Here is a 25,081-nt window from a genome sequence, read left to right as displayed (position 1 = left end):
AATACTTCTAATAATTTCTTCAATGTGTTTTAAATATTATTCCTCCGTGGAGGCACGGATTTCATTATCAATATATTGAGACTAAATCCCAAGTTCTTTGCGTATAATTTCTGCTCCTGCGCTTAAAGCACTTAACTTGCCTCTGGCTACATCTCTAGATAACGGTGCCATACCGCAATTTGTAGAAGGGTAAAGATTTTCGGCATCTACAAACTCAAGAGCTTTACGCAGAGTAGCGACTACTTCTTCTGGTGTTTCGATAGTGTTGGTTGCCACATCAATCGCACCGACCATTACTTTTTTACCGCGAACAAGTTCCATTAAATTTAAAGGCACATTAGAGTTGTGACATTCTAAAGACACCACATCAATTTTAGATTTTTGAATTTTCGGAAAAATTTCTTCATATTGTCGCCACTCTGAACCTAATGTCTTTTTCCAATCAGTATTTGCCTGTATTCCATAACCATAACAAATATGAACCGCAGTTTGACAATGTAAACCTTCAATGGCTCTTTCTAATGCCGCCATTCCCCAATCGTTTACTTCATCAAAGAACACATTAAATGCAGGTTCATCAAACTGGATAATATCTACCCCTGCGTCTTGAAGTTCTCTTGCTTCTTCATTGAGTGCTTTCGCAAATTCCCACGCCAATTTTTCGCGGCTTTTATAATGGTCGTCGTACAAGGTATCTACCATTGTCAGCGGGCCTGGCAGTGCCCATTTTATAGGCTTGTTAGTCTGTTTACGTAAAAATTTAGCATCTTCAACAAAAACTGCTTTTTGACGTGCAACCGCACCTACAACCACTGGAACACTCGCGTCATAACGGTTACGGATTTTTACTGTTTTACGATTTTCAAAATCTACACCGCTTAAATGCTCGATAAAAGTCGTTACAAAATGCTGGCGTGTCTGCTCACCGTCGCAAATGATATCCAGATCTGCCAATTGTTGTTCTTGCAGAGAAATGCGTAAAGCATCTTGTTTCCCTTCAAGCAACTGATCGCCTTCTAATTTCCATGGTGACCAAAGTTTTTCGGGTGGTGCAAGCCAGGCAGGTTTAGGTAAACTGCCAACAATAGAGGTGGGTAATAATAATTTCTTCATAGTAATATAATTTTAATGCGTTGTAATCAATTAAAGGGTAAAATTACCAGACCATTGTTCCAGGAGACTTTTGTAAGGCTTAATGAAATGCTCTTCTGCATATTTACCCTGTTCAACAGCCAATCGGTCGCGCTCTTCGCGGTCATAATCCACACGAGTCAGTGAATAATCTTCGTGTTTAAGATTAGGTTGATAGATTTTCCCAGCCACTGAATTTGCATTGTAAATTTCTGGACGATAAATCTTCTGGAAAGTCTCCATTGTGCTGATTGAGCTGATTAATCCAAGATCAGTATAATCAGTAAGCAGATCTCCGGAATGATAAAAAGCCATCGGTGCCACACTATTCGCAGGCATGAAAAAACGAACTTTTAAGCCCATTTTAGAGAAATATTCATCAGTGATAGAATACTGATCCTGCAGATACTCAAAACCAAGAACCGGATGCTGATATTCAGTGCGAGTATAAATTCTGTTGCCCGATACACTTAGACAAATGATCGGCGACATCTTAAAGTGCTCTTTATAAGTGGCTGAACTCACAAAGCATTTATAAAGTTTTCCGTGCAAATCACCAAAATTTTCAGGAATACAAAAATTAGATTTATTTTTATTGTGCTCGATCAATAAAATACTGAAATCATAATCACGAACATAAGAAGAAAAATTATTTCCAGCGATACCTTCGATACGCTGACTAGTCTTGCGGTCAAAAATATTCGTTTTTAAAACTTCAATTAAAGGCAGATTGTTAATACCATTCTTATCATCAATACTCATCGTTACTGTGATGATTTCAAGTTCTACAAGGTAACGATCCGCTTTTGGATTATCCAAATGAGCCAATGCATTGAATCGATTGTTAATCATATTTAATGCATTACGTAAGTTTTGCTGGCGATTACCTCCTCTGGCTAGGTTTGCAAAATTGGTTGTTAAACGCGTTTCACTTGAGGGGTGATAGTTTTCATCTAAACAAGTGCTCTTTAGTGTGAATGCAAAATCATTCTGGATTGTATTCTGGGTATTTTCAATATTCTGCTTTTCGTTTTTCCCCCTATCTTCTTGTATTTTCGCTTTCATCTGATGATACTATTTAGTTTTTTTACCCTGCAAATTTGAAAATAAAAGATTTAATATTTTTATTAATACTTAAAATCAGATAAATATTCTTTTTATAGATAATTTTAAAGATTATTAATCTTTAAACGAATATAGTAATGAACGAAAACAGATAAATATTCTTTAGTGGCCTAAGATTATTGGCTGGGAGTTTCTCAGAGCACTTCAAAAACTCGAAAAAGAAAACAATATCATTTATATTTGTCAAAATTTAAGATAGACATAGCAATGAATTTGATAGAAAATTTAAAATGGCGCTACGCCACAAAAGCTTACAGTAACATTAAAGTAACAGAAGATAAGATCGATCAGATCTTAGAGGCTATAAATCTTTCAGCATCTTCTTGCGGTCTGCAATCTTACCGTGTTTTTGTTGTAAGCAATCCGGAAATTCAAAAAAATTAGGTGCTGATTCGTATAATGGACAAATTAGCTCTTGCTCTCATTTGCTGGTTTTTGCGGCACTCACTGACATGTCTTCGACTTACATTGACGATTACATGGCAATGACAGAAAAACAAAGAGGTCTTGATGCCGGTGCCTTATCAGGATTTAGAAATGGACTGCATTCCTATTTCAACACTATTAACGCAGAACAAAAAGCCGTTTGGGCAACCAAACAGGCTTATATTGCACTAGGTACTGCACTTATTGCGCTGGCAGAATTGAAAGTGGATGCCACTCCTATCGAAGGATTTAACGCCGCCACTATCGATGAGGTTTTGGGTTTGAAAGAAAAAGGGTCGCATTCTACAGTTATCCTCGCTTTAGGATATCGGGATTCCGAAAAAGATTATATGGCAATTGCGAAAAAAGTTCGTTTGCCTATAGATGAAATGATAACGAAAGTTTATTAATTTTATAAGAATGCATATATCTTAATATTTTTGAACATTTAACCTTGATAGGACATACAAACCGTTTACTAATAAAAATTTAGTATAATTATCCTGCAAATCAACTTGAAAGTACGCTAATTTCTTTAAATCATTTATAAATGATTCGTAAATTGTTCAGTTACGGTCACAAAATTAAAATCCCATTTCTAACGAAATGGGATTTTTTTACGCTTTTTCTTGCTATTTGACCTGTTTGTAATGGATCAATCCTAAAATCTGTGGATATAGAAAAAATTACCACGGAGAACGCAAAGTTTTTTAAATATACCAAGTTTAGAAAAAAACGCATCCCGAAGCCTCGGGACACAAAGCTTTGTGGACTTTGATGGTGTAAACACTACATAAATCTAGTGAACTTTGCGAATCCCGATAGCTATCGGGATTGCGTTCTCTGCGTTAAAAATAATTAGGGAATATAAAATTTTCAATGTTTCTCCACAACATTCAGTGTTGATACCTTGTAATTTTATAAAATTCTTAAAAGATCCCAGAAACTTCCCAATAAATTTTATTGGAAAGTAAAAGTAAAGTTTTAATTGAAAAAATTACTTCTTTTAAATTATCAGTAATTTCAATTTTTAAATAGTACCTTACTATACCCTTTCAATTTTACAAATAAAACAACAGGCTTCTGAATTTCTTGCGTGAAGATATTCAACATCGCTTTTTGTTTCAAAGATTTCAGCAATTAGTAAATCGATATCATCATCGCCAACTAATTTAGTAAAAATCATTTTTTGTTCTTTGCTATAGCCGATTAGCGATAAAGGGAAATTTTCTTTATCTGCTTTTAATTCTGTGGGGAAATTGTAAATATTCGAATATTGCTCCACTTCATTTTTGTGAATAAATATTGGCCCGGATTGATTAAAAGCATTGTTTTCTGAAAACGGACTATAAGCAAAAACCAAACGAATATCCTGACCAACATTAAATGGTTTCAACGAAATTCGACATGGCCCTTTTCCTGTTGCTAATTGCTCGTAAACTTCATTACCAAAATTATCAATATTTGTTTTCCGAATTTGGCTTACAAAATCTTTAGACAAAGGAACAATTTTGAATTTTTTCATATTTTCTATATTTTAAATCAAAACAAATTTATATTCTGTTCCTTTTATTAAAAATCCGTTTCTTGCTCAATTTTCCTCCGATCCACGACAGGACATCCAAACCAAAATGTTGATGCCAATAAAAGACAGAGCCTAAATGTAGTAAGCCAATCTCTTCAAATTTTGTACACAGTATAGCAATAAGTACTTCCCATAACTTAGCAAGGCTATTCTATCTAACAATCAATGCGATACTGGTTTTAGCATACTGGTTAATTGCAATTTTCACCTCATCAAAATTAGGTGCTGAGAGTTTGGGTTTATAATTTTTAGAAAATCCAAATCCTTCTGTTGGATAACCAATCATATTTCTATCACATTTTCCGTTATTATTCAAGTCTTGATAAACAGCAACAGCATAATCGCCATTCGGCAGGTTTTTGAACGTGTAGACCACTTTATTTTCTGCGACTTTTACTTTTGCGGTGGCAATCTGTGACTCACTATCAAGAAAGCCTTTCTCTTTATCGTACAATCCAAAAAAAACAGATCCTTTGCCAGGTTCTACGCCAGATACTTCAACGCTGAAATTATGTTGTGCAAACAGTGCTGAATTAACAGCTACAAGTACTATCAAGCTTATCATTTTAATTTTCATAAGTAATATTTTTAGGATTTATAATAGAACCTTTTCTAACTTATCTCTAATTGGTTAAAAAAGTGATTCATTTTTTTTACATTCCCTTTTTTAAAGGCCTGATAGGGTTCTGATTGTGAGATCAGCCATTTTTTTATCATACTTTTAAAAATGAAGGTGATCTTTTTTTGGAGAGGATGAATTTTCTGGCGGACCATCCCGAAATAATCGTTCAAATTTTGCTGTCTAAAACCTAGAATATTATCTAAATCTTTACCATCTTTTAAAATCCCGCAGTGAAAATTTTTTTCTGCAAAAGCCTTTTGTGGAAAATCAGCTTCGCCTAAGCCAAATTCAGCAAACATTTTGTCTAGAAAAGATCCATAAGTAATAACACAATCCTCTCCCCCTCCCAAATTGAATATTTGCTTCTCTAGTTTTTTTTGGTTTTCAATTGCTTTAGCAAAAGCTCTACCTGTATCTTTTGGCGTGCAGATTTCCATTGGTGTATCCAGCGGCATATGAAACATCAATTTGGATATCTTATGGTTTCCCATAATTGCAACCAGACGAAAAATACTCCATGATAATTTGGATTTCGCAATTAAAGACTCACACAATACCTTTGTTTCTCCATATTGATCACCGGGACTGGGTCGCAAAATATCAGTGATACTTATCTGGGGATTCTTCATCCGATCGCCATAAACTGAAATACTGGAACTAAAAATCAAATAACAATCCGGTGAATTCTTCTCTAATGCGTAAATAAGATTTTCTGTCCCTCTCACATTGACACTGTAAGCCATCTCTGGATCTATATCTGCAAGAGGTGGAATAACTGTCTGCCAAATGGATCGTCGCATCTTTATTTTGGGTAACTTTTAACACCTCTTCCCTATTACTGATGTCGCCATATATAATCTCTACACGAGATCGAAAGGGAGCCAGTTTTTTTACCGAATTTTGGGTTTTTAAGTCAAAAACCGTTATTTCATAATCCGTATGCTGAACCAGATGCTGTAAAGTTTCAAATCCTACAGTTCCAGATGCACCGGTCAGAAGTATTTTTTTTCGTGATATCTTATTTTCCATTTTTTTTAATTTAACATTAGTCCTTTTCAATCCGATTAAATTTTGATTAAAAAGCTATATTTGTTATACAATATGTTCAATATTGAACTTTATGTTCTTTTTGATTACTACGTAAAACTATTAAAGAAGAAAGTATTTGCTGTTTCAAAAAAGGATACTACTGTACATTAGCGAACAAAGACTAATGTTTTTGTAGCGTATGTAAAATAATTTGTGATGGATTTAAGAAAAGACAGAAGGGTTCAGTATACTAAAAAAATATTGCGTGAGGCATTATTTAGTTTACTGGAAGATAGAGAATTAAGCGAAATTACCATAACCGAACTGTGTAAAACAGCCGATGTTAACCGCAATACATTTTATCGGCATTATAATATTCCGCTGGATATACTGCTTGAAATAGAAGATGATGTTTTTGAAAAACTCTCAACGGTTTTGCGTAAAAGCACCAATATGGATGATGTGATACTGCTCAGTCGCCAGTTACTTGAAAGCGATAAGCAGATGAGTAAAATTGTGTTTACCAAAGCGGATGGAAGCGGAATTCTGTCGCGAATCCTGAGAAGTGTTCGAAATAATTTTCCAGTTGAAAATCAAATAGAACTTACTGACGAAGTAAAGCCTTTTGCTGAAATGGCATACCAATTTGGCGAAAAAGGAAGTATTGCTGTCATCAAAAATTGGATCGAAAATGATTTCTCTATTCCTGCTGAAAGTATTGCACAAATGATAAGTTATCTGGTAAATAAACTCAATAAATTATAGCAATTTTTACAACCCATCAATTTCTAATCGAATCGCTCAAAGTAAAGTAAACACGTATCATGGATTTTAAAACGAATTGGTTGATCTTGCCTTAACGAATAACCTGAAATTACTGTTTTATTCTGGAATGGAAACTCTGCCTGAACTCCAGCGGAGAGATCTTTAATCTTTTTTTAAATAATTTATTAAAAGACTGCGGGTATTCAAAACCTAACCGATAAGCAATTTCGGCAACCGATAAATTTGTCAGCGAAAGATATTCTTTTGCCTTTTCAATCAGTTTATCCTGAATATACTGCTGTGCAATCTGGCCTGTAAGTGAGTGTAACATATCACTTAAATAATAGGATGACAAATTCAGCTTTTCTTGTAATGAACTGTCTCTCATAAAAACGATTGCTGTAATTTAATAACAAATCGATTTGAGAAAGAATAATATCTTGTGTGTTTATCGATGAATTGGTATTCAGCATCAATTTTTTCAATAATTTTAACGATATTTTTTTCTTCTCTTTCTGAAAATTGGATATAAAAACGCATCGGTACTGCTAGATTAAACAAACCAGTAACAGGTAAAAAACAATTCTTTCTGTCGCTGGGTTTGAATTCGTATATTCGGCCTTTATTTTGAAAAAAGAGAATGATTGCAAAATTGAATGAAAAAAAATCCTATCCATGGATTGTTGTCGGCCTGCTGTGGTTTGTTGCTTTATTGAATTATTTAGATAGGCAGTTGCTCTCTACTATGAAAGCCGCGATGATGGTTGACATTCCTGAATTGGCTAAAGCTGAAAATTTCGGACTTTTAATGGCTGTTTTCCTTTGGATTTATGCCCTTATGAGCCCCATTTCCGGAATTATAGCCGATCGGTTTAATCGCAAAAGAATCATCATAGGAAGTCTTTTTATCTGGTCAGGGGTGACTATGGCGATGGGTTATCGCCGCAACTTTCAATCAGATTTATATCCTGCGGGGCATCATGGGTTTCAGTGAAGCCTTTTATATTCCGGTCGCCTTATCCTTAATTGCAGATTACCATCAGGAAAAAACACGCTCATTTGCCATTGCGATTCACACCACTGGAATTTATTTAGGACAGGCACTCGGTGGTTTTGGAGCCACTATTTCTAAGCATTTTTCTTGGCATTTTAGCTTTCACTCCGTTGGTTTACTGGGTGTTTTTTATAGTTTAATACTACTGTTTTTTATACAAGAAAAGAAAACGTACTTCTTTGATACCGCCAAAAAGTCCTCTCTCGCCAATGAATTCAAACAGCTGTACAAAGGATTAGGAATGTTACTGGGCAATATCTCCTTTTGGGTTTTGCTCTTTTATTTCTCTGCACCAAGTTTACCGGGCTGGGCGGCCAAAAACTGGTTACCCACCTTATTTACTGAAACTTTACATTTAGATATGTCCCTTGCCGGCCCCATTGCAACGGTAACCATTTCGATGTCTTCCTTTTTTGGCGTATTGATTGGAGGCGCCGTTTCAGACAGATGGGTAATGAAACATCTTAAAGGAAGGATTTACACCAGTGCAATTGGATTGTCTCTTACCATCCCGGCATTGTTTTTATTTGGCTATTGCTGTAATACAGCCGCTATTGTTTTTGGTGCTGTCCTTTTTGGACTTGGATTTGGAATATACGACACCAACAATATGCCTATTCTCTGCCAGTTTGTTGCTCCGCGCTACAGGGCTACGGGATATGGAATTATGAATTTTGCAGGTATTTCGGCCGGAGCTGTTATCACGGAGTTTTTAGGAAAAGCCGCTGACAATGGAGGTATGAGACACGTTTTTGTATTGCTCTTATTCGTAGTTTTGACTGCAATCGTTTTACAACTGGTAAGCCTGCATCCAAAAACTATTGATATGATTGATGACAATTAGGTCTACGGCGTTTCCATCTAAAAAAGACACAAATTTGGATATTAAATGAAATAAAAATGCCTAATATATAAACTGTCTACCCCCAACTTATCCTTGTATTTTCAAGGTGCAATTTACCAAAAAACAGCAGGGTCGCTCTAAGCGCTTTTACAGGACAGGCTTATTTTTTATCATGTTTTCTATTTTCCATAAAAGTTACTAAATTCGTTACGGAGCATGGAGAGAAAAACTTTTTATTTGAATCTGGATCAACTGTCCCATTTGAGACAATCCCAACAAGTAAACCACTTTCATCTACTAATGGAGCCCCGCTGAGTCCTCCGAATTTCTCCGGCACAAGAATATCTTTTACTAAAATGCGATTTGAAATTGTTTTATAATATTCAAATTCATATACCCTTTGAGGGCCACTTTCCATCGTTCTTGTCCAGCCTGCAACATATAATTTTTCTCCCTGAATTAAAGGAGTGCTTCTTATTTCCAAAGGTGTAATACTGGAAGAATTTTGTTTTATCGAAAATACCAGCCAGTCATTGTCATAAGTTGACTTGGCTTCCAATAACTCAGACTTGTCTTCATTTAATAATTTATCACAAACTACAATTTCGGACGTATTGTTTAATGGGTATAATACCCAATTTTTAATATGGCTTTCCAATGACAGGGTTGTCATACTTTCGGGCTTAATAATTTTAAGTATATGTTTTGCTGTTACAGCAAATGTTTCATTATTATATTTTATGAGAAAGTCGCATGACTAAATTTTGGCTGGTCATATTTCGGGTTTATAAATTCGATCTTGTTTACCAGAGCTATTTCTTTAAATACTTTATTTGAAGAAATCTTCTGTCCGCTGACAAGCCACTGTCCACAAAATCACAATAGCAGAAAAAAGGTTAAATTTCATAATACTGCCAAAATTAGAGGTTACTATCAGCCAATGCAAAAACTTCCATTTCGTTTTTGCTATTCAAATATAGAAAAACAATTTTTAAAAGACATAAGAGATGCGCACATATACAATACTAATTTCCAGTAGATTATAATCCGTTCTTTACGTATTTACCGTTCTCAAAACTTGAACTTCTGTAAAATCAACTACTGACTAGTTTAGTTCGAAACTTTTGGACCACATTTTAATTTAGTTATTTTTTCGAATGTTCGAATCCCTTTCCCGCTAAAACGATAAAAGCTTCAGATTTGTCTGAAGCTTTTTTTTGTTTTAGTTGAATTCGTTAACGTCTTGTCGCATTCACGAGCGAGAAGCTTGTGTCAGCAAGGGGCAAACGGCGGTTACGTTGTTACTCTATCGAGATATTTTTACTTTCAGTTACTTTAGGAATATAAATAAGATAATCATAACCCTTTATAACTCTCGATAAGTATATATCATCTAATTTTAGCTTATTTTGTAAAATAGATTTCTTTAAAGGTCTTAAGTCAAAACAGTACCATTGTTCATCTTTTACTAAATTTAGAAAAGATTTAAAACTACTGTTGTCATTTTCGTCTTCTCCTTTTCCTACAACCATTATATGTAACGATTTCCTAAAATTTGCCTCTTCAATATTAGAAATTAAGTCGCCTATATCATATATATCAGTTTTTGTTAATATGGTTTCCCCTTTTGGCATATGGTTCGCACCAAATTTGAAAAGATTTTTTTTGTTATTCCAATCAGGCATTTGGGTCAGCAGGATGTTTTTCATCAATTGAATCCTTAAGGGATGACTTCTTTTAGTATAAATCTCTCTGCTTAACTTAAATGCTTCAATTTGTTTTCGCTCTTTGTCAGAAAGTTTTAACTGCAGGAGCAGATCTAATTTTTGAAGACAATCCTCAGAAAGCATATAGTATTTTTCCAAACCTTCTTTAGATGCGGCTAGTTTCGAATTATGAAGCATTTGGTCATATATCGCAATCGCTTTTTTATTTTTCGAAGTTTCTTTTAAATTTGAAATTATCATTTGATCTGCAGAAACGCTCATTTGTTCTACACCATATATTTTGGTGCCTCGTTTAACTAAATTCTTAAACAACGCAAATTCGGGTTCATACTCCAAAAAAGAGAAGTTTGTATAATATTCTTTAACAAAAGAATTAAGCTGTTCAGTAGACAGCGATTTAATTTTTGTTTCGATTAAATCTACAGAATAAGGATCAACCTCAAGAAAATAGTTGTCAAACTTAACCTCATTGATAATTGCATTTGTGAAATAAGGAATTTCGTTTGTAAAATGAATTTCTCCCAACAAAACAGAATTAGATTGCTTTATTTCGTTTAGCAAAACATCCCATCCTTTTCCCTGAAAGGAAATATTTTTATCAACTTGGAAAGGAAAACCATTCTTTTGAACTAAACTGTCAAGAACTTTGTTTTGAGCATTGTTAAAATTTGTAATGAATAATGTAAGAAGTAATAAGGTTATTTTTTTCATTTTGTATTTATAGAAGTTATATAGTAATAAGGCAAAATCTATTTAATATGTATGATAAAAACCAACAGAAAGCGACCCAAATTTGGGTAGATATGTGTGATAAGTATTACACTTTATTTATTTTTCAAATATATACTTTTTCAATTATAAATCACCATAAGGATTTTTTAAGATGCACATTATAAAATATTCTACTATTCTAAAATAATTTGATAAAATAATTGAATGCTTCCCGCAGATAATACTACGTCTAGTACTTTTAACTATATTTAAAACTTGCGAATTAAGTTTTTTGGCAGAAGCAGGCAATTTCTGTAATTTGTCTTTTTCTAAAACTCTTTAGCAACATAAAATCCTTATATTTACCCGCTGGCTAACCAAATTTCGCTGTATTGTTAATCAATTTAGCATCGTCAGGTCAATTAATTTTAAGCAGTCAAGATGGAAAAACATACTGTAACAGCGAGCATCGTTACCTGTAAATGATCATACACTATCTAATATTCAAATAAAGGAAGCCAATTTGTTACCAGATCTGCAATCGCGGCTGGATTCTATGGAAATGAAAGAAAAACCGATAATGGATTCTTCCATTCCTTACAGGGACCTTACAGATACAGCAAGTAAAAAAGAGAGTATTGCCAGAATAATTGATAAACTGGACGTGGAAACGAGTCTTAGATATCAAAGAACTGTAGAAGACACGTATTGCAATGTATACTCTTATGATTACTGCTATTTCGCCAAAGTATATCTTCCAACCGTTTGGTGGACTCCCGAATCCCTTGACAAAATTATACAGGGACAAGATGTAGAAGCTGTTTTTGGAAAAACTGTAGAACGTATCTATTCCAGTGCCATACACGACTGGTTTTTAGAATGGGGGCCAAATTTTGGATGGGAAAAAATGTTCACAGCGGAAGAAATCCAGCAGAAGGTAAATATCAACGGAGGCATTGGAATAATCTGTGCCAAAAGAAAAGAAAAAGGTCTCTCTGGACACATTGTTCCCGTGGTTCCTGAAACAGAGCTCCATAAAGCCTACCGCGAAAATGGTGTTATCCTGTATCCGTCGCAGTCACAGGCAGGAAAAGTGAATTACAATTACTTTTCGGAGGTTAGAAAAGACTGGTGGAATGACGATTTGTATTCCTCCTATGTGTTTTATTATCACGAATAAAAACGCAATTCGCTATACCGTTAGACATTGAAAAGAAATATTGATTACCAACAAGTTAACTACTTGGAAATACGATAATAAAAAACTACTTTTGCAACTTAGAAAAAACAAGAACAGCAAAAATTGTGATTTAGCTATTCTCTTGCCTAAATTATTGATACAAAAGTGATTAATAACGAAAGTAATTTTATAACCCTACTATAAAATTTTACTTCTAAATTGATGTTTCAGTCGATAAATTGCAAAAAATCTAAAATATAAATTCCTATATTTTTAAAAGTAAACGAAAACTTTTATAATGGAGGCAACAATGTGCTTAATCCGTTATAGGTTTCTTGTCTCTGGTTTTAACAGATTGAATTTGTATTCCTGAATAAAAATGACTTTATAAATTAAAATAACCTTAAAAAAGAAAGTAAGTATAAATGAAAGACAATCAGACAAAAAAATATTATTGGGGAATAGGATTGGAAAACGAAACCTACATGCAGTTTGAAGAACCCCTAATAGTTTCTGGTGAATTTATACAAGAAAAAATCGGCTTTGAAAAATATAGTATTGATTACAGAAAATGCTATAAACCCGAAAGCCTGGCTCCTATGCTGAAAAAAGCTTTTAACCTGACTGATAGCTATAAAGTAAGCCGAATGATGAACAGTCATTCGCTGGAAAAGCTCGATATCAATTATCAGCACAAGACATTATCGCCAGTAAAAGCAGTAATCGATACGGAAGTAGGTGAGACGATCGCAGAACCGATTCAAAATCCGGAATATCTGGGCAAATCAATCATGGAACTTTTCCTTGAAGATCAGCCATACAATATTCAGAGTATGATTACCCAAAGAAACAAAACGATGGGATCTGTACATTTTGATGGTGATTCTATTGAATTTGTAACCAAATATTTTGAAAACAGAACAATTACTGATTCTTGCAAAGAATTGAAAGCGACCAAAAAACTATTTTTGGATAAAATCAACGAATCTTCTGTATTAAACGGAAAATTAAATTTTCCGGATTACAACAACGGCCTTAATATGTTTATGACCAATCAGGAAAACCTGGTTTTGTTCAATAACGGAACCTACCATTTTCATATCACCTTACCGTCATTAACAGAAGACAGCAGAATTGTGGATTACAATGATTTTGAAAAAACACATGCTAACGCCATTTATCTATTACAGTGGTTTGAGCCTTTTTTCATATCCACACTCGGAAGTCCTGATATTATGGGCGTGATCAGTGATAAATACAGCTTAGACAAAAAATTCACTTTGGGTTCAATGCGAAATGCCATGTCCCGTTACATTGGTGTTGGGACCTATAACAAAGCAATGCCAAAAGGTAAAATTCTAACCTATAAGGTTGACAATTTTAGAAAACTGCTGAAGTTTACAAAAGAGGAAAACATCTGGTGGCGCGATCAGATTGAAGCCGACATGGAATATGAAATGCTTTCGGAAGTGGGGCTTGATTTTAATCAGGAAAAAATGTACCAGAGCGGTTTCGAATTCAGAAGTTTTGACGAATTCCCGGCGGAGTATTTAAATGATGTTCTTTTTTCTATTATTCTAATTTGCGAACATTCCCTAAACCTGCCTGATGTGCAATGGGGACATGACAGCAAATCCTGGAATAACCTGGTATTTAAAACCTTAAAAACGGGTTATGCCACTGAAATCAATGAAGAAGAAAAGAAAGAGCTTTTAAATTTACTGCAGCTATTAAATCCTTCAGATTCTAATTACAGCACACTAAAATCAGAATTTGAAGCCATCATCATGCTGGATGAATTTTTCTTTAAAATTTTGGCTGTTTTACATGACAAATATAAGGACAACAACATTTGCCTGGATGCTATGTATGGACAAAAAACAAGTACCGCTCCAAAATGGGACAACTTTAATAAATACCAAACCGAAAGGCATTTAAAACAAATTGGTTCATTCTGCGATAATTAAAAAAAGTATATTTAAATACAAAACGTGTGCAATTTTGGTAAAAGAACCATTTATCGACTGCCTATCCATTTTACAATTTCGGGATCGCGATGATCAAAGATATTCAGTTGAAATTAATTAACTTAGCCAAAGAACGCATTTTCGATACCGCTAAATCTGTCAGTCAGATAGCATTTGAACTAGGTTTTAAATACCCGCGACATTTCAATGTTTAAAAAGAATACAGGTTTTACACCTATTGAATATAGAAACTTAAACTAAGTTTTACATTATAAAACAAAAAAAGAATGCTTGAGAATTTTCCTTTTTATCTAGGCATATTAATCGTTATTTTATTGCTCATTATGGTTGCTAATAGAATAAAAGTTGCATATCCCGTACTGCTAGTTTTAGCAGGATTGGCTATAAGTTTTATTCCTGGAGTACCTGTTGTAAACATTGAACCTGAACTTATATTTTTTATTTTCCTGCCTCCATTATTGTATGAAGCGGCTTGGAAAATATCATGGAAAGAAATGTGGCGCTGGCGGCTATTATTACCAGCTTTGCTTTTGTAGTTGTTTTTCTCTCCGCACTTTCAGTAGCATTAGTGGCTAATTATATTATCCCTGGTTTTTCACTGGCATTAGGTTTTTTATTAGGCGGCATTGTGTCGCCGCCAGATGCTGTAAGTGCTGGCGCTATTTTGAAGTTTGTTAAAGTACCTAGAACAATTTCATCTATATTAGAAGGAGAGAGTTTATTGAATGACGCCTCTTCTTTAATTATTTTCAGGTTTGCAATGATTGCCGTTGCCACCCAGCAGTTTGTTTTTTACAAAGCCGCACTAAGTTTCAGCTGGATGATTTTTGGTGGTGTCACAATTGGCTTATTGATAGGATGGCTCTTTATGAAAGCCCATAAGTATTTACCTACTGATGCTAATGCAGACATCGTTTTATCGTCGCTTACCCCCTATATCATATACCTCGTCGCCGAAGAGGTACATAGTTCAGGTGTTTTAGCTGTAGTAAGCGGTGGTTTACTGTTGTCTAATAACAGGCATCGTTTTCTTAGCAGTAAATCTCGTCTGCAGGGAATAAATGTATGGGAAAGTTTATGCTTTATATTGAACGGATTAGTTTTTATGCTAATCGGACTAGATCTGCCCCAAATTACAAGGGGGCTTGAGGAAGTTACTATTGCAACAGCAATTGGGTATGGTATTTTAATTACATTTGTTTTGATAATTAGCCGTATATTATCTTCATATGGCGCCGTAATTGTTACTCTAATTGCCCGTAATTTTATTACTGTTGCCGATAGTAGAAATCCTGGTTTTAAAGCACCTTTTATATTGGGATGGACTGGAATGAGAGGTGTTGTTTCATTGGTCAGCGGCATTATCTATACCAGTTTATTTAAATAATGGTAATGGATTTCCACAGCGTAACCTTATACTATTTATCACATTTATTGTTATTCTTTTGACTTTATTAATTCAGGGGTTGACACTTCCTTATTTCATCAAAAAAATTAAATTTACAATTGATGATGATTTACCCCGTGATCTTGCTTCTAATCTATTGCGAAAAGAATTGGCAGAACACGCTTCCGATTATTTAAGGGTTAATTACAGTGATCAGATTCAAAACAATCCCTCATTACAACAGTTAATTCAAAAATGGGAGCAAGCATAGTAATGGAATTGATGATGAATCCATTGGAACGGAGCTTAAAGATATCTATCTTGATTTATTAAACCAGCAGAGAAAATGGTTAATAAATAAAAATAAAGAAGATCAGACTTTAGATGAAGCTGTCATAAGAAGGCAAATGCATTATCTGGATATTGAAGAAGAAAAACTGCGGTTCATTTAAACATTATGGAAAAAATATATTCTTGTATGGCATATATTTTTTTCAAGATGCCTGATCAACTGAAAGCCTTATTACTTTTGCGATCCTTCCCTATCTCCCCTTTACATTACTGCTTAGAAGCCAGTACCGCAGTTTTCAATGCTTCAACAGCATCTTCAAGGGTCACGGCAAGCTGATGCTCAGGATTTTCTATCTTTTGAATAAGATCCAAAACTAGCGACTGTACGCTTTTTCCGTACACTTCTCCTTTTGTACTGGGAATTTCAAATGTACCGGAAACCATCGTATCTGCTTTATAAGCCCTGCCTGCTGTATAAACCAATTCTTTATCAGCACCGGCTTCATCAGTGCTTCCCCAGCCCTCAGGTCTTGAAAGGTCTGTTACATCTCCAAAAATCTCTGCGGCAGTCTCTGACCAGCCCGGTAACACGTTCAGTCGCTCCCTGCTCTGGGCATTCACGAGAATCTTGAGTGTTCCTTTCATGGGAATCCAGCCTTCAATTTGAACCTGTGCCAGATCATAAGCCAGATTGATGGTGGTCTGTTCAAAAAAACCTGGCCCCGAAAAGGCGTGATAGTAACTCGCAATAAGTCCTTGATCGTACAGCACCATTGCCGATACGCGGTCGCGCTGCCTTGCTCATTTCGATTGTCCCAGCAACCATAGACCTTAGTATAATGCTGTTTGCTAAGGGCATTGATGATATCAAAAAAATGCACACCGTGTTCTACCATAATTCCGCCTGAAAGTGCTTCATCCCAGAACCAGTGGTCTGCAGGCAGGGTCTGGTCCTGGGCATAATTATTGACTACTGCATGCCGGATAGTGCCCAAAGCACCACTTTCCCCCAGTCTCATCAAAGCCTGTATGATGGGATTGTAGCGGATCATATGATTTACCGTAATGATTTTTCCGGTTTCTTTCTGTACCAGAAGTATTCTCTCAGCATCCTGCACAGTAACTGCGGCAGGTTTTTCCAAAAGAACATGTTTTCCAGCCCGCATGGTCGCGCAGGCCATTTCGGCATGAAGACCCGGCGGGGTTACAATACTGACGATTTCTATTTCAGGGTCCTCAAGAAGCTCCTGCCAGTTCTCATACCAGTCGCAATCTCGGGTCTGCTGGAAATGACCTCCTGAATCCGCCACAGCGACCACCTGCGCCTGATCCATTTTATTCCACCAGTGGTAAAGAAATTTTCCAAATCCACCGTAACCTATTATGCCTATTTTGTATTTTTTCATATCCTTATTTTTAAACAAGTACTGCTGTTACTAGAATAGCTGTATTGTAACGAATTGAAAATCAAGTTACGATTATTCTGTGCAGTTTCAAAATAATATTTTACGGCACCCTTACAGAAGAACGAAACCAGCCAATTAATTACGTTTACAACAAGCAGAAAAAATAATCCATATGAATTTATTGAACAGTATTCAGGAGCTTATAAGAGATCCGGAATCATTCGAATATCACCAACACATCTAATACATTGCCAAATATTTTACAAATATTCCTTAAAAAATGAACGCTGTTCAAAAAATATACATACATTTGCACCATGAGCACATCAGAAAGAAAAGCACGTGAAAAAGAAGCCTTAAAAATGCTGATTCTAAAAGGAGCCAAAAAGCTCTTCTTAGAGAGAGGTATTGAACAGACTACGATTCGAAATATCGCTGATGAAATTGATTACAGCGTAGGAACTGTGTATGTTTACTTTAAGGATAAGAATGCTATTCTTCACGACCTCCACTCTATTGGTTTTCAGGAACTAGGCGGATATTTTACCGAATTGTTCGCTATTAAAGATCCAATGGAACGTCTTCGAAAAATGGGATTTACGTATTTGAAATTTGCCATGGAAAATTCAGAAATGTACGATCTGATGTTCATCGTAAAAGCGCCGATGGAATTTATTGAAAGTACTGAAAAAGAAGCATGGAATGAAGGAGCTGAAACTTTTGGTGCTTTAAAGAAAACCGTGGAAGAATGTATGAAAGAAGGGCATTTTGAAGGACATTCACTAGAAGCATTATCTTTTATGATTTGGAGTTTAGTACACGGAATGTGCTGTCTGGAAATACGCCAGAGAACAAAAGGTGTAAAATTTTCTAGTCCTGATACGATCCTCTCTGAAGGATACAATGAATATTTAAAAATGATAAAGAAACTTTAAACTTTTTTTTGATCAAAAAAATGAACAATGTTCAATTTAAAAACAATGTACAATAAAATGAAAAAAGCAATTACATTAACCATCATTTGTTTTGGAATTATAGGATATTCCCAAAGCAAACTTGATAATTACATCCAGATTGGATTAAAAAGCAACGAGGTAATCAAACAGCACAACTTCGACATTAATAAAAGTATGTATGCCCTGCAGGAAGCCCGTTCCCTGTTCTACCCCACTGTTTCTTTTAATGCCAATTATACTAAGGCCGACGGCGGAAGAACAATTGATATTCCAATTGGTGATATGCTGAATCCTGTATACAGCACACTCAATCAAATAACCAATTCGAATGCTTTCCCTTCTCTGCAGAACCAGTCGGTTTTAATTAATCCCGATAATTTTTATGATGCTAAAATTCACACGACAATGCCATTACTGAACTATGAAATCATTTATAACAAAAGAATCAAAAACCAGCAGACTTCTTTACAAAAAATAGAACTGGAAATCTATCAAAGGGAACTGGTTAAAGAAATAAAAACAGCATACTACAAATATCTCCAGTCAATTGAAGGAATTAATATTTATCAGGACGCTTTAGCATTGGTAAAAGAAAATCAAAGGGTTAATCAATCCTTATTTAAAAATGACAAGATAAACCGTACAGCAGTTCTTAGAAGCGATAACGAAGTAATTCGTATTGAGGCAAATTTGGAAACAGCAAAACAAGTCAGCAACAATGCTAAAACATATTTTAATTTTCTAATTAATCAAAAACTGGACAGCGAAATTGAGATTGATCTAGATAAAGAAAGCCTTCCAAGCGCACTAGTACAAGAAAACACCTCAAGCAGGGAAGAACTCTCTAAGCTTACCATGGCAAAAGATATAAATGAAAATGTAAGTAAGCTTACCCAATCGTATTGGTACCCAAAATTGAGTGGTTTTGCAGATTTCGGATTTCAGGACTTTGATTTCGAAGTAAATAAACAATCACGATACTATTTTGCCGGTGCTTCTTTAGAATGGACTATTTTCTCAGGCAATAAAAACAAATACAAGCTTAAACAGGTTGAGGAAGACAGTAAGAAAATAAGCTCTCAGACAGACAATGTAAAACAGCAATTGCTGCTTCAATTTCAGGTAACTCGAAATAATCTGACATCTGCTTTAGAACAATTCAATGCTGACAAAAATCAAAAAGCGCTGACCAAAAAATACAATGAGGACATTACCAAATTATATAAGGAAGGTCAGGCCATTTACATTGAACTTCTGGATGCGCAGAATCAGTGGGTAAATGCACAGCTTAATACTAACATATCTCTTTATAATTCCTGGATTGCCTATACAGAATTAGAAAGAGCCAATGCCACTTTTACTTTAAATTAATCAAAAACATTACTTATGAAATCAAAGTTTACTTCATCCGTCCGCCTCTCGGGCTCGGGTCACGAATACCTAAAAAATATTTTTACACTTTTGAGTAAAAAATCAATAGTTCTATGTCTTCTTGCCTTTCCCCTTTTTTATGCCTGTAAAGAAGAAAAAAAGAGCCTAATCAATTTGAAAATGCAGATGTTGTATCTATTAAAACAGCACCAGCCGGATCTTTATCTCTTACAAGCAATATCAGTGCTTCTGGTTTGGTTACAACAGAAAATGCTGCACATTACAGTTTTAAAATCGGCGGTATAGTACGACACATTTACGTAGAAGAAGGTCATTTTTTTAAAAAAGGACAGCTTTTAGCCGCATTGGATGAAACCGAAATCAGTGCGGGTTTGAACCAAACCGATTTAAATGTAAAAAAATATGAGAGGGATTATACCCGTGCCAAAAATCTCTACCAAGACAGCGTATATACTTTAGAGCGACTTCAAAACACAAAAACAGGTCTTGACATCGCCAGAAAACAAAAAGACGCCGTTGCTTTTAATGCGCGTTATGCCAAAATATATGCCGCGAAGCAGATGGTTTTGTATCTCAAAAAATAGCCAGCGAGGGCGAAGTTGTAGGACCTGGTTCTCCTGTTATAGCCATTAATGAAACATCACACAACAATAATTACCTGTTAAAAATTGGACTGACAGATAAAGAATGGGCATCGGTTAAAATCGGCCAAAAAGCATCGGTTACCCTTGATGGTTATCCTGATCAAAATTTTGATGCCATGGTTTTTAGAAAATCACAGTCTGCAGATGTCGCTTTGGGATCTTTTCAGGTAGAATTAAAACTGGACATGAAAAACAGTAAACCTGCCGTGGGTATGTTTGGGAAAGCCGAAATACATGCTGATAATGCACAGAATTTAATCACAATCCCTTACGACGCACTTATTGAAGCAGACGGAAATAAGGCTTTTGTTTTTTTAGTAGAAAATAACAAAGTGAGAAGACAGCCTGTGACTATTTACAAATTTGAAAACAAAATCGTGTACATCAAAGACGGCCTTAAAAAAACAGATCAGATAGTGATTTCGAACAGCGCTTATCTAAACGAAGAATCAAAGATTAAGATCATTAAATAATAAACACTATGAAGATTACAAACTTTGCCGTTAAAAACTATCAGTTCACGCTGATTATATTTCTTCTCGTGTCTGTTGTTGGGTATCTGACCCTGTTTTCAATGCCGCGATCAGAAGATCCATCTACTCACCCGCCTCAATATCTTATTACGGTAATTTATCCCGGAACCAGTCCAAAGGATATGGAGGAACAGGTAGTAAAACCGATCGAAAATAAAATTTACGGACTGGAGAATATCGATAAAATCCTTACTACTGTCGAAGATGGCGTGGTCGCCTTTCAGGTAAAATTTAAATATGGTGTTGATGTAGATAATAAGTACCAAGAAATTTCTACGGAAATGAATGCACTTCAAAACAGTGAACTTCCCAAGGATATTTACCTCATCAAAACTGAGAAAATAGCTTCTTCAGATGTTAAGATTCTTCAGGTGGCCTTAATTTCAGAAAATGCATCGGATAAAAAACTGCGAGATGCCGCAGATGAACTCAAGACAAGACTGGAAAAAATTACCAATCTGAAAGACGTAAAATATGCAGGAATCCCAGAACAGGAAATTAGAATTGACCTGCGACTGGATAAACTCGCACAGTTAAAAATCCCCTTAAATGTAGTCATGGGAAGTCTTCAGAGTGAAGGCGCCGATATTCCCGGAGGAAGCATCAATCTTGACAGTAAAGTCTTTAATGTAAAAACAAGCGGTAAATTTAAAAATGCCGATGATGTGGCTAATACTGTTATATACAATGCAAATGGTAAAATAATTTATATGAAGGATGTCGCCGAAGTAGGTTACAAATCCGAAACAGTAGATCATATTACCCGCATAAACGGACATCGCTGTGTTTTAGTTACCGTTGGTATGAAAGATAACGTAAACATAACCGATGTTCAAAAAGAATTTTTACCAATAATAGAGGAATTCTCTAAAGACCTGCCTCAAAATATAAAGCTGGTTAAAAACTTTGATCAGGCCAACATGGTATCGCAGCGTCTTGGCCATTTGGGTTTTGATTTTACCCTTGCAATCGTTTTGGTTATTATAACACTTTTACCATTAGGATCAAGAGCTTCCTTAATTGTTATGATATCCATACCTCTTTCATTGGCTTTAGGGCTAATTGTAATGAATGCATTTGGCTATTCCTTAAATCAATTAAGTATTGTAGGTTTAGTGGTGGCTTTAGGACTTTTGGTAGATGACAGTATTGTGGTGGTCGAAAACATCGAGCGCTGGCTTCGTGAAGGCCATTCTAAAATGGATGCCGTTTTAAAAGGCACCAAACAAATAGGTCTTGCTGTTGTAGGCTGTACAGCCACTCTTGTTATTGCTTTTTTACCGCTGGCATTTCTTCCTGATGTGTCTGGTGAGTTTATAAGAAGTCTTCCTATGGCAATTATTACAAGTGTTCTGGCGTCAATGATTGTGGCCATGACATTGGTTCCATTTCTGGGAAGCCGATTTTTAAAAACGCATGAACATGGTGAAGGAAATGTTTTTCTTCAATACCTGCAAAAATTCCTGACACGATCTTACAGCAGAATTATGCCTAAGGCACTGCAATTTCCCAAAACAACAATTGCTATATCCATAGCATTGAGCATAACTGCATTTGGACTTTTTAAGGCTACCGGATTTAAGTTATTCCCAACCTCTGAGAAACCAATGTTTCTTATTAATATCAAAATGCCGCTTCAAGCCAATCTGACAGAAAGTGACAGGGTAACAAAACTGGTCGAAGCTGAATTAAAAAACCATAAAGAAATTGTATTTTATACAGCCAATGTCGGAAAGGGAAACCCGCAAATCTATTACAATGTGCACCCGCAGGACAGAAAACCAGATTTTGCACAGATTTTTGTGCGACTGGAGGATGAAGCAAAACCTACCGAAAAAACAGCTTTGATTGAAAGGCTTCGTGAAAAATTCAAAACAATGCCTTATGCTAAAATTGAAGTTAAAGATTTTGAGCAGGGAACGCCTCTGGAGGCCAATATTGTAGTGAGGCTCTTTGGAGAAGATCCGGCTGTTCTCCGTAAGCTTTCTTCTCAAGTTGAAACTATATTGCGAAATCAGAAAGGAACAGTTTATATCAACAATGAACTAAACACTTACAAAACAGATGTCAAAGTAAAAATTAATAAAGAAAAAGCACGAACACTTGGTGTGATGACAAGTGAAGCAGATAAAGTAATACGTCTTGCTGTAGCCGGATTAACTGTTGGAGATTACATCGATGATAGAGGTGATGCCAGAAATGTTACCCTTACACTGCCCAGAAATAAATTTTCTAATCTGGATGCTTTGAAAAATCTATATGTAAATAACATACAGGGAATGCCAATTGCATTGAACCAAATTGCAGAGATCTCTTTTGAAACTTCTCCAACAGCGATAAATCATTTCAATAAATCTCGTTTTGCAAAGGTTACAGCATTATCAGACAAAGGTTATTATGCTAATGATTTATTAACAGAGATTATTCCAAAACTGGATAAACTTAAACTGCCAAAAGGTTATTACTATAAATTATCAGGAGAAAAAGAGTCTGAAGGTGATACACTAGGAGGAAATTTCCTTTCGGTAATTATTTTAAGCACATTCCTTTTCATTGGCGTACTGTTATTGCAGTTCAAAACATTCAAAGGAATCATCATTGTACTTTCTATCATTCCATTGGGAATTTTAGGAGGGGTTGTGTTATTACTTATTAATGGAAGTCCAATGTCGCTGGTGGCCATTATCGGCTTTATTGGTCTATCGGGTATTCAAGTTAAAAATTCACTGTCGCTTGTAGATTTTACCAATCAGCTCAGACAAGAAGGACACTCCATAGATGAGGCAATTGCTATTGCTGGAGAAACACGGTTTTTACCAGTAGTGCTTACCTCTATAACAGCAATATGCGGTCTTATTCCCCTAGCTTTGAATTCGAATCCTTTAATTGCACCATTGGCTATTGTTCTTATAGGCGGACTGGTAAGCTCCACTATTCTATCGAGAATTGTAACCCCTGTAATGTACAAGCTAATGCCTCCAAGTATCGAAATTGATAAAAAAGAACCAGTTCAGTAAATTCAGGAAGCAATCTATGTTTAGCTTTGCTCAATTCAGTATGGATAATGTTTTTCCATTTCATTGGTCGAATTTGAAACTGAAATAGATACATTTAAAAATAAGATGCAATTTTCAATAAATCCCAACAGGACTAAAACAAATTCATAAAGACAATGAAAGACAGAAGCTAAATGTAGTATGTCAATCTCTTCAAATCGTCTAAAAATTTTATAGAAATTTACCCTGTTCCTTTCATTACTCGGGACAAAAGAAAAATATCATCTTTTGTCCCGTTTTTTTTGTGTCGCAATTCTTTATAAGTTTCCCGACAAAAAGCAAATTAATAAACTAACTAAGTTAATCAATCTTCTATTTACTAAACTAATCGGTCGATCTGGCCTCCCTTGATAAAATCATCCTAAAACACATCAGGCAGACCCCTGCATTGCAACAGCATTTACCTGCTCCATTTCCAGACCTAGATTATTTTTCTTATATTTAAGAAACATTAAATTTAAAAATGATGAATACAGCAAAAATAGTGGGTATTGTACTTATAGCGATCAGTCTAGTCGCAGGCTATGTGGGATTAAACCGAGTGGCAGACAGCACTAAAGAAATTAATTTTTTAGGCCTTAAAATTGACGCATCAAACGAATCGGGTCAAATGCAGGGTTTTCTTTATCTCGGAGTAGCAGCGACTCTTTTGGCAGGCGGACTGTATACTTTAAAGAAGTCAAGCTGATACACCTAAATAGTAAAATATAAAGCCTGCGAGCATAAAAATACTGCAGGCTTTTTGAATAAGTAAATTGTTTTTTTGGAATAGTTGAAGGCACAGATACGCTTGTTTTTACTTTGGTCTATAGAAAAACTATCTTGCTAAATAGATATTATCCCAATTCTAATCGTATTAAATTTTGCGATAAAATAATCGGCGTACACTGCATTATTCTTCTATTGCTTTTGAATTCTTTTTAGGTACAGTAGTCGTGTCTAAGTTTGTTGCCGTGGAGTCAAGACTTTTTCCGTCACTGCCAACTCCCGCACTTATATTATTTTTACATGAAAATAGAAATTGAGTAAACAACAGCAGTACTATAACTTTTGAATTTAAGTGCGTTTTCATAATTTAAATTATTTAGATAATTTGAAAATAATCCCTTTAAATGTTAATTTGATTTAAAGTTAGTGAAATATTTGGTTCTTAACAACGAATCCTGACTCATTAAACTTTAACTTTTCAAGAGAATAATACAAAATATAATCTTGTTATCGTATTTTTA

At 35.2% G+C, this 25,081-nt stretch carries 22 protein-coding genes and 4 pseudogenes; 14 read left to right on the top strand and 12 right to left on the bottom strand.

Annotated features, from left to right (window positions below; translation table 11 throughout):
* Positions 1–81: 81 nt before the first annotated feature.
* The gene (locus ACZZ95_RS17935; protein ID WP_463470077.1) at positions 82–1,113 is read right to left on the bottom strand and encodes a methionine synthase; all 1,032 of its coding nucleotides are present in this window, start codon (positions 1,111–1,113) and stop codon (positions 82–84) included.
* Between the two features lie 30 nt (positions 1,114–1,143).
* Complete coding sequence (locus tag ACZZ95_RS17930; RefSeq protein ID WP_463470076.1) at positions 1,144–2,196, bottom strand: DUF1852 domain-containing protein; 1,053 nt, start codon at positions 2,194–2,196, stop codon at positions 1,144–1,146.
* A 267-nt stretch (positions 2,197–2,463) separates the two neighbouring features.
* On the opposite strand from ACZZ95_RS17930, the gene ACZZ95_RS17925 reads away from it, so the two are divergent.
* Both ACZZ95_RS17925 and ACZZ95_RS17920 read left to right on the top strand, forming a co-directional pair.
* Positions 2,464–2,640, top strand: a complete 177-nt coding sequence (locus ACZZ95_RS17925; RefSeq protein ID WP_463470075.1) for a nitroreductase family protein — start codon at positions 2,464–2,466, stop codon at positions 2,638–2,640.
* 68 nt (positions 2,641–2,708) lie between these two features.
* Entirely contained in the window at positions 2,709–3,092 is a 384-nt protein-coding gene (locus ACZZ95_RS17920; protein ID WP_463470074.1) for a nitroreductase family protein, read from the top strand.
* 635 nt (positions 3,093–3,727) lie between these two features.
* On the opposite strand, the gene ACZZ95_RS17915 is transcribed toward ACZZ95_RS17920, so the two are convergent.
* From ACZZ95_RS17915 to ACZZ95_RS17900, 4 genes and pseudogenes are all read right to left on the bottom strand, one after another.
* Positions 3,728–4,207, bottom strand: a complete 480-nt coding sequence (locus ACZZ95_RS17915; RefSeq protein ID WP_463470073.1) for a DUF1203 domain-containing protein — start codon at positions 4,205–4,207, stop codon at positions 3,728–3,730.
* A gap of 211 nt (positions 4,208–4,418) precedes the next feature.
* Positions 4,419–4,844: a DUF2141 domain-containing protein gene (locus tag ACZZ95_RS17910; protein ID WP_463470072.1), complete on the bottom strand. Its 426-nt coding sequence runs from the start codon at positions 4,842–4,844 to the stop codon at positions 4,419–4,421.
* Between the two features lie 35 nt (positions 4,845–4,879).
* Positions 4,880–5,689, bottom strand: a complete 810-nt coding sequence (locus tag ACZZ95_RS17905) for an NAD-dependent epimerase/dehydratase family protein (protein ID WP_463470071.1) — start codon at positions 5,687–5,689, stop codon at positions 4,880–4,882.
* A gap of 25 nt (positions 5,690–5,714) precedes the next feature.
* Positions 5,715–5,918 (bottom strand): annotated as a pseudogene (locus ACZZ95_RS17900) (NAD-dependent epimerase/dehydratase family protein); the annotation flags it as partial.
* 216 nt (positions 5,919–6,134) lie between these two features.
* Between ACZZ95_RS17900 and ACZZ95_RS17895 the strand changes: the two are divergent.
* Positions 6,135–6,683 (top strand): TetR/AcrR family transcriptional regulator, encoded by a 549-nt coding sequence (locus ACZZ95_RS17895; RefSeq protein WP_463470070.1) that lies wholly within the window; start codon positions 6,135–6,137, stop codon positions 6,681–6,683.
* Positions 6,684–6,792: 109 nt separating this feature from the next.
* Here the strand turns inward: ACZZ95_RS17895 and ACZZ95_RS17890 are convergent, their stop codons facing one another.
* Positions 6,793–7,071 carry a helix-turn-helix domain-containing protein gene (locus ACZZ95_RS17890; protein WP_463470069.1) on the bottom strand — a complete coding sequence of 93 codons (279 nt, stop codon included), beginning with the start codon at positions 7,069–7,071 and terminating at the stop codon, positions 6,793–6,795.
* 252 nt (positions 7,072–7,323) lie between these two features.
* Here ACZZ95_RS17890 and ACZZ95_RS17885 point away from each other — a divergent pair.
* Positions 7,324–8,581: pseudogene (locus ACZZ95_RS17885) on the top strand (MFS transporter).
* 160 nt (positions 8,582–8,741) lie between these two features.
* Here the strand turns inward: ACZZ95_RS17885 and ACZZ95_RS17880 are convergent.
* Both ACZZ95_RS17880 and ACZZ95_RS17875 read right to left on the bottom strand, forming a co-directional pair.
* A complete protein-coding gene (locus ACZZ95_RS17880) occupies positions 8,742–9,323 on the bottom strand; it encodes a trypsin-like serine protease (RefSeq protein ID WP_463471709.1) in 582 nt (193 codons plus the stop codon).
* A gap of 559 nt (positions 9,324–9,882) precedes the next feature.
* Positions 9,883–11,019, bottom strand: coding sequence for a hypothetical protein (locus tag ACZZ95_RS17875; protein WP_463470068.1), 1,137 nt, complete (start codon positions 11,017–11,019; stop codon positions 9,883–9,885).
* 562 nt (positions 11,020–11,581) lie between these two features.
* On the opposite strand from ACZZ95_RS17875, the gene ACZZ95_RS17870 reads away from it, so the two are divergent.
* The 4 genes and pseudogenes from ACZZ95_RS17870 to ACZZ95_RS17855 all read left to right on the top strand — a co-directional run bounded on the left by ACZZ95_RS17870 (position 11,582) and on the right by ACZZ95_RS17855 (position 16,026).
* A complete protein-coding gene (locus ACZZ95_RS17870) occupies positions 11,582–12,199 on the top strand; it encodes a hypothetical protein (protein ID WP_463470067.1) in 618 nt (205 codons plus the stop codon).
* Positions 12,200–12,624: 425 nt separating this feature from the next.
* Complete coding sequence (locus ACZZ95_RS17865; RefSeq protein ID WP_463470066.1) at positions 12,625–14,166, top strand: hypothetical protein; 1,542 nt, start codon at positions 12,625–12,627, stop codon at positions 14,164–14,166.
* A gap of 101 nt (positions 14,167–14,267) precedes the next feature.
* Positions 14,268–14,427, top strand: a pseudogene (locus ACZZ95_RS17860) (helix-turn-helix domain-containing protein); the annotation flags it as partial.
* 26 nt (positions 14,428–14,453) lie between these two features.
* Positions 14,454–16,026, top strand: a pseudogene (locus tag ACZZ95_RS17855) (Na+/H+ antiporter).
* Positions 16,027–16,132: 106 nt separating this feature from the next.
* On the opposite strand, the gene ACZZ95_RS17850 reads toward ACZZ95_RS17855, so the two are convergent.
* Positions 16,133–16,486 (bottom strand): hypothetical protein, encoded by a 354-nt coding sequence (locus ACZZ95_RS17850; RefSeq protein ID WP_463470065.1) that lies wholly within the window; start codon positions 16,484–16,486, stop codon positions 16,133–16,135.
* Positions 16,487–16,506: 20 nt separating this feature from the next.
* On the bottom strand, positions 16,507–17,271 hold the full coding sequence (locus tag ACZZ95_RS17845; RefSeq protein WP_463470064.1) for a Gfo/Idh/MocA family protein: 765 nt from the start codon (positions 17,269–17,271) through the stop codon (positions 16,507–16,509).
* A gap of 317 nt (positions 17,272–17,588) precedes the next feature.
* Between ACZZ95_RS17845 and ACZZ95_RS17840 the strand changes: the two genes are divergently transcribed.
* From ACZZ95_RS17840 to ACZZ95_RS17815, 6 genes are all read left to right on the top strand, one after another.
* A complete protein-coding gene (locus tag ACZZ95_RS17840) occupies positions 17,589–18,206 on the top strand; it encodes a TetR/AcrR family transcriptional regulator (protein ID WP_463470063.1) in 618 nt (205 codons plus the stop codon).
* 27 nt (positions 18,207–18,233) lie between these two features.
* Positions 18,234–19,598: a TolC family protein gene (locus tag ACZZ95_RS17835; RefSeq protein ID WP_463470062.1), complete on the top strand. Its 1,365-nt coding sequence runs from the start codon at positions 18,234–18,236 to the stop codon at positions 19,596–19,598.
* 254 nt (positions 19,599–19,852) lie between these two features.
* Entirely contained in the window at positions 19,853–20,203 is a 351-nt protein-coding gene (locus ACZZ95_RS17830) for a hypothetical protein (RefSeq protein ID WP_463470061.1), read from the top strand.
* A complete protein-coding gene (locus ACZZ95_RS17825; protein WP_463471708.1) occupies positions 20,164–20,736 on the top strand; it encodes an efflux RND transporter periplasmic adaptor subunit in 573 nt (190 codons plus the stop codon). Before ACZZ95_RS17830 ends, ACZZ95_RS17825 begins: the two co-directional genes overlap by 40 nt.
* Before the next feature lie 8 nt (positions 20,737–20,744).
* Complete coding sequence (locus ACZZ95_RS17820; protein WP_463470060.1) at positions 20,745–23,813, top strand: efflux RND transporter permease subunit; 3,069 nt, start codon at positions 20,745–20,747, stop codon at positions 23,811–23,813.
* 502 nt (positions 23,814–24,315) lie between these two features.
* Positions 24,316–24,540, top strand: coding sequence for a hypothetical protein (locus tag ACZZ95_RS17815; RefSeq protein WP_463470059.1), 225 nt, complete (start codon positions 24,316–24,318; stop codon positions 24,538–24,540).
* A 204-nt stretch (positions 24,541–24,744) separates the two neighbouring features.
* Here ACZZ95_RS17815 and ACZZ95_RS17810 read toward each other — a convergent pair whose 3' ends face one another.
* Entirely contained in the window at positions 24,745–24,924 is a 180-nt protein-coding gene (locus ACZZ95_RS17810; RefSeq protein ID WP_463470058.1) for a hypothetical protein, read from the bottom strand.
* Positions 24,925–25,081 lie beyond the last annotated feature (157 nt).

It is taken from the genome of Flavobacterium sp. AC267, assembly GCF_979258715.1.
Note: the sequence above shows the minus strand (reverse complement) of the source record. Positions and strands in the feature narration are given on the sequence as shown.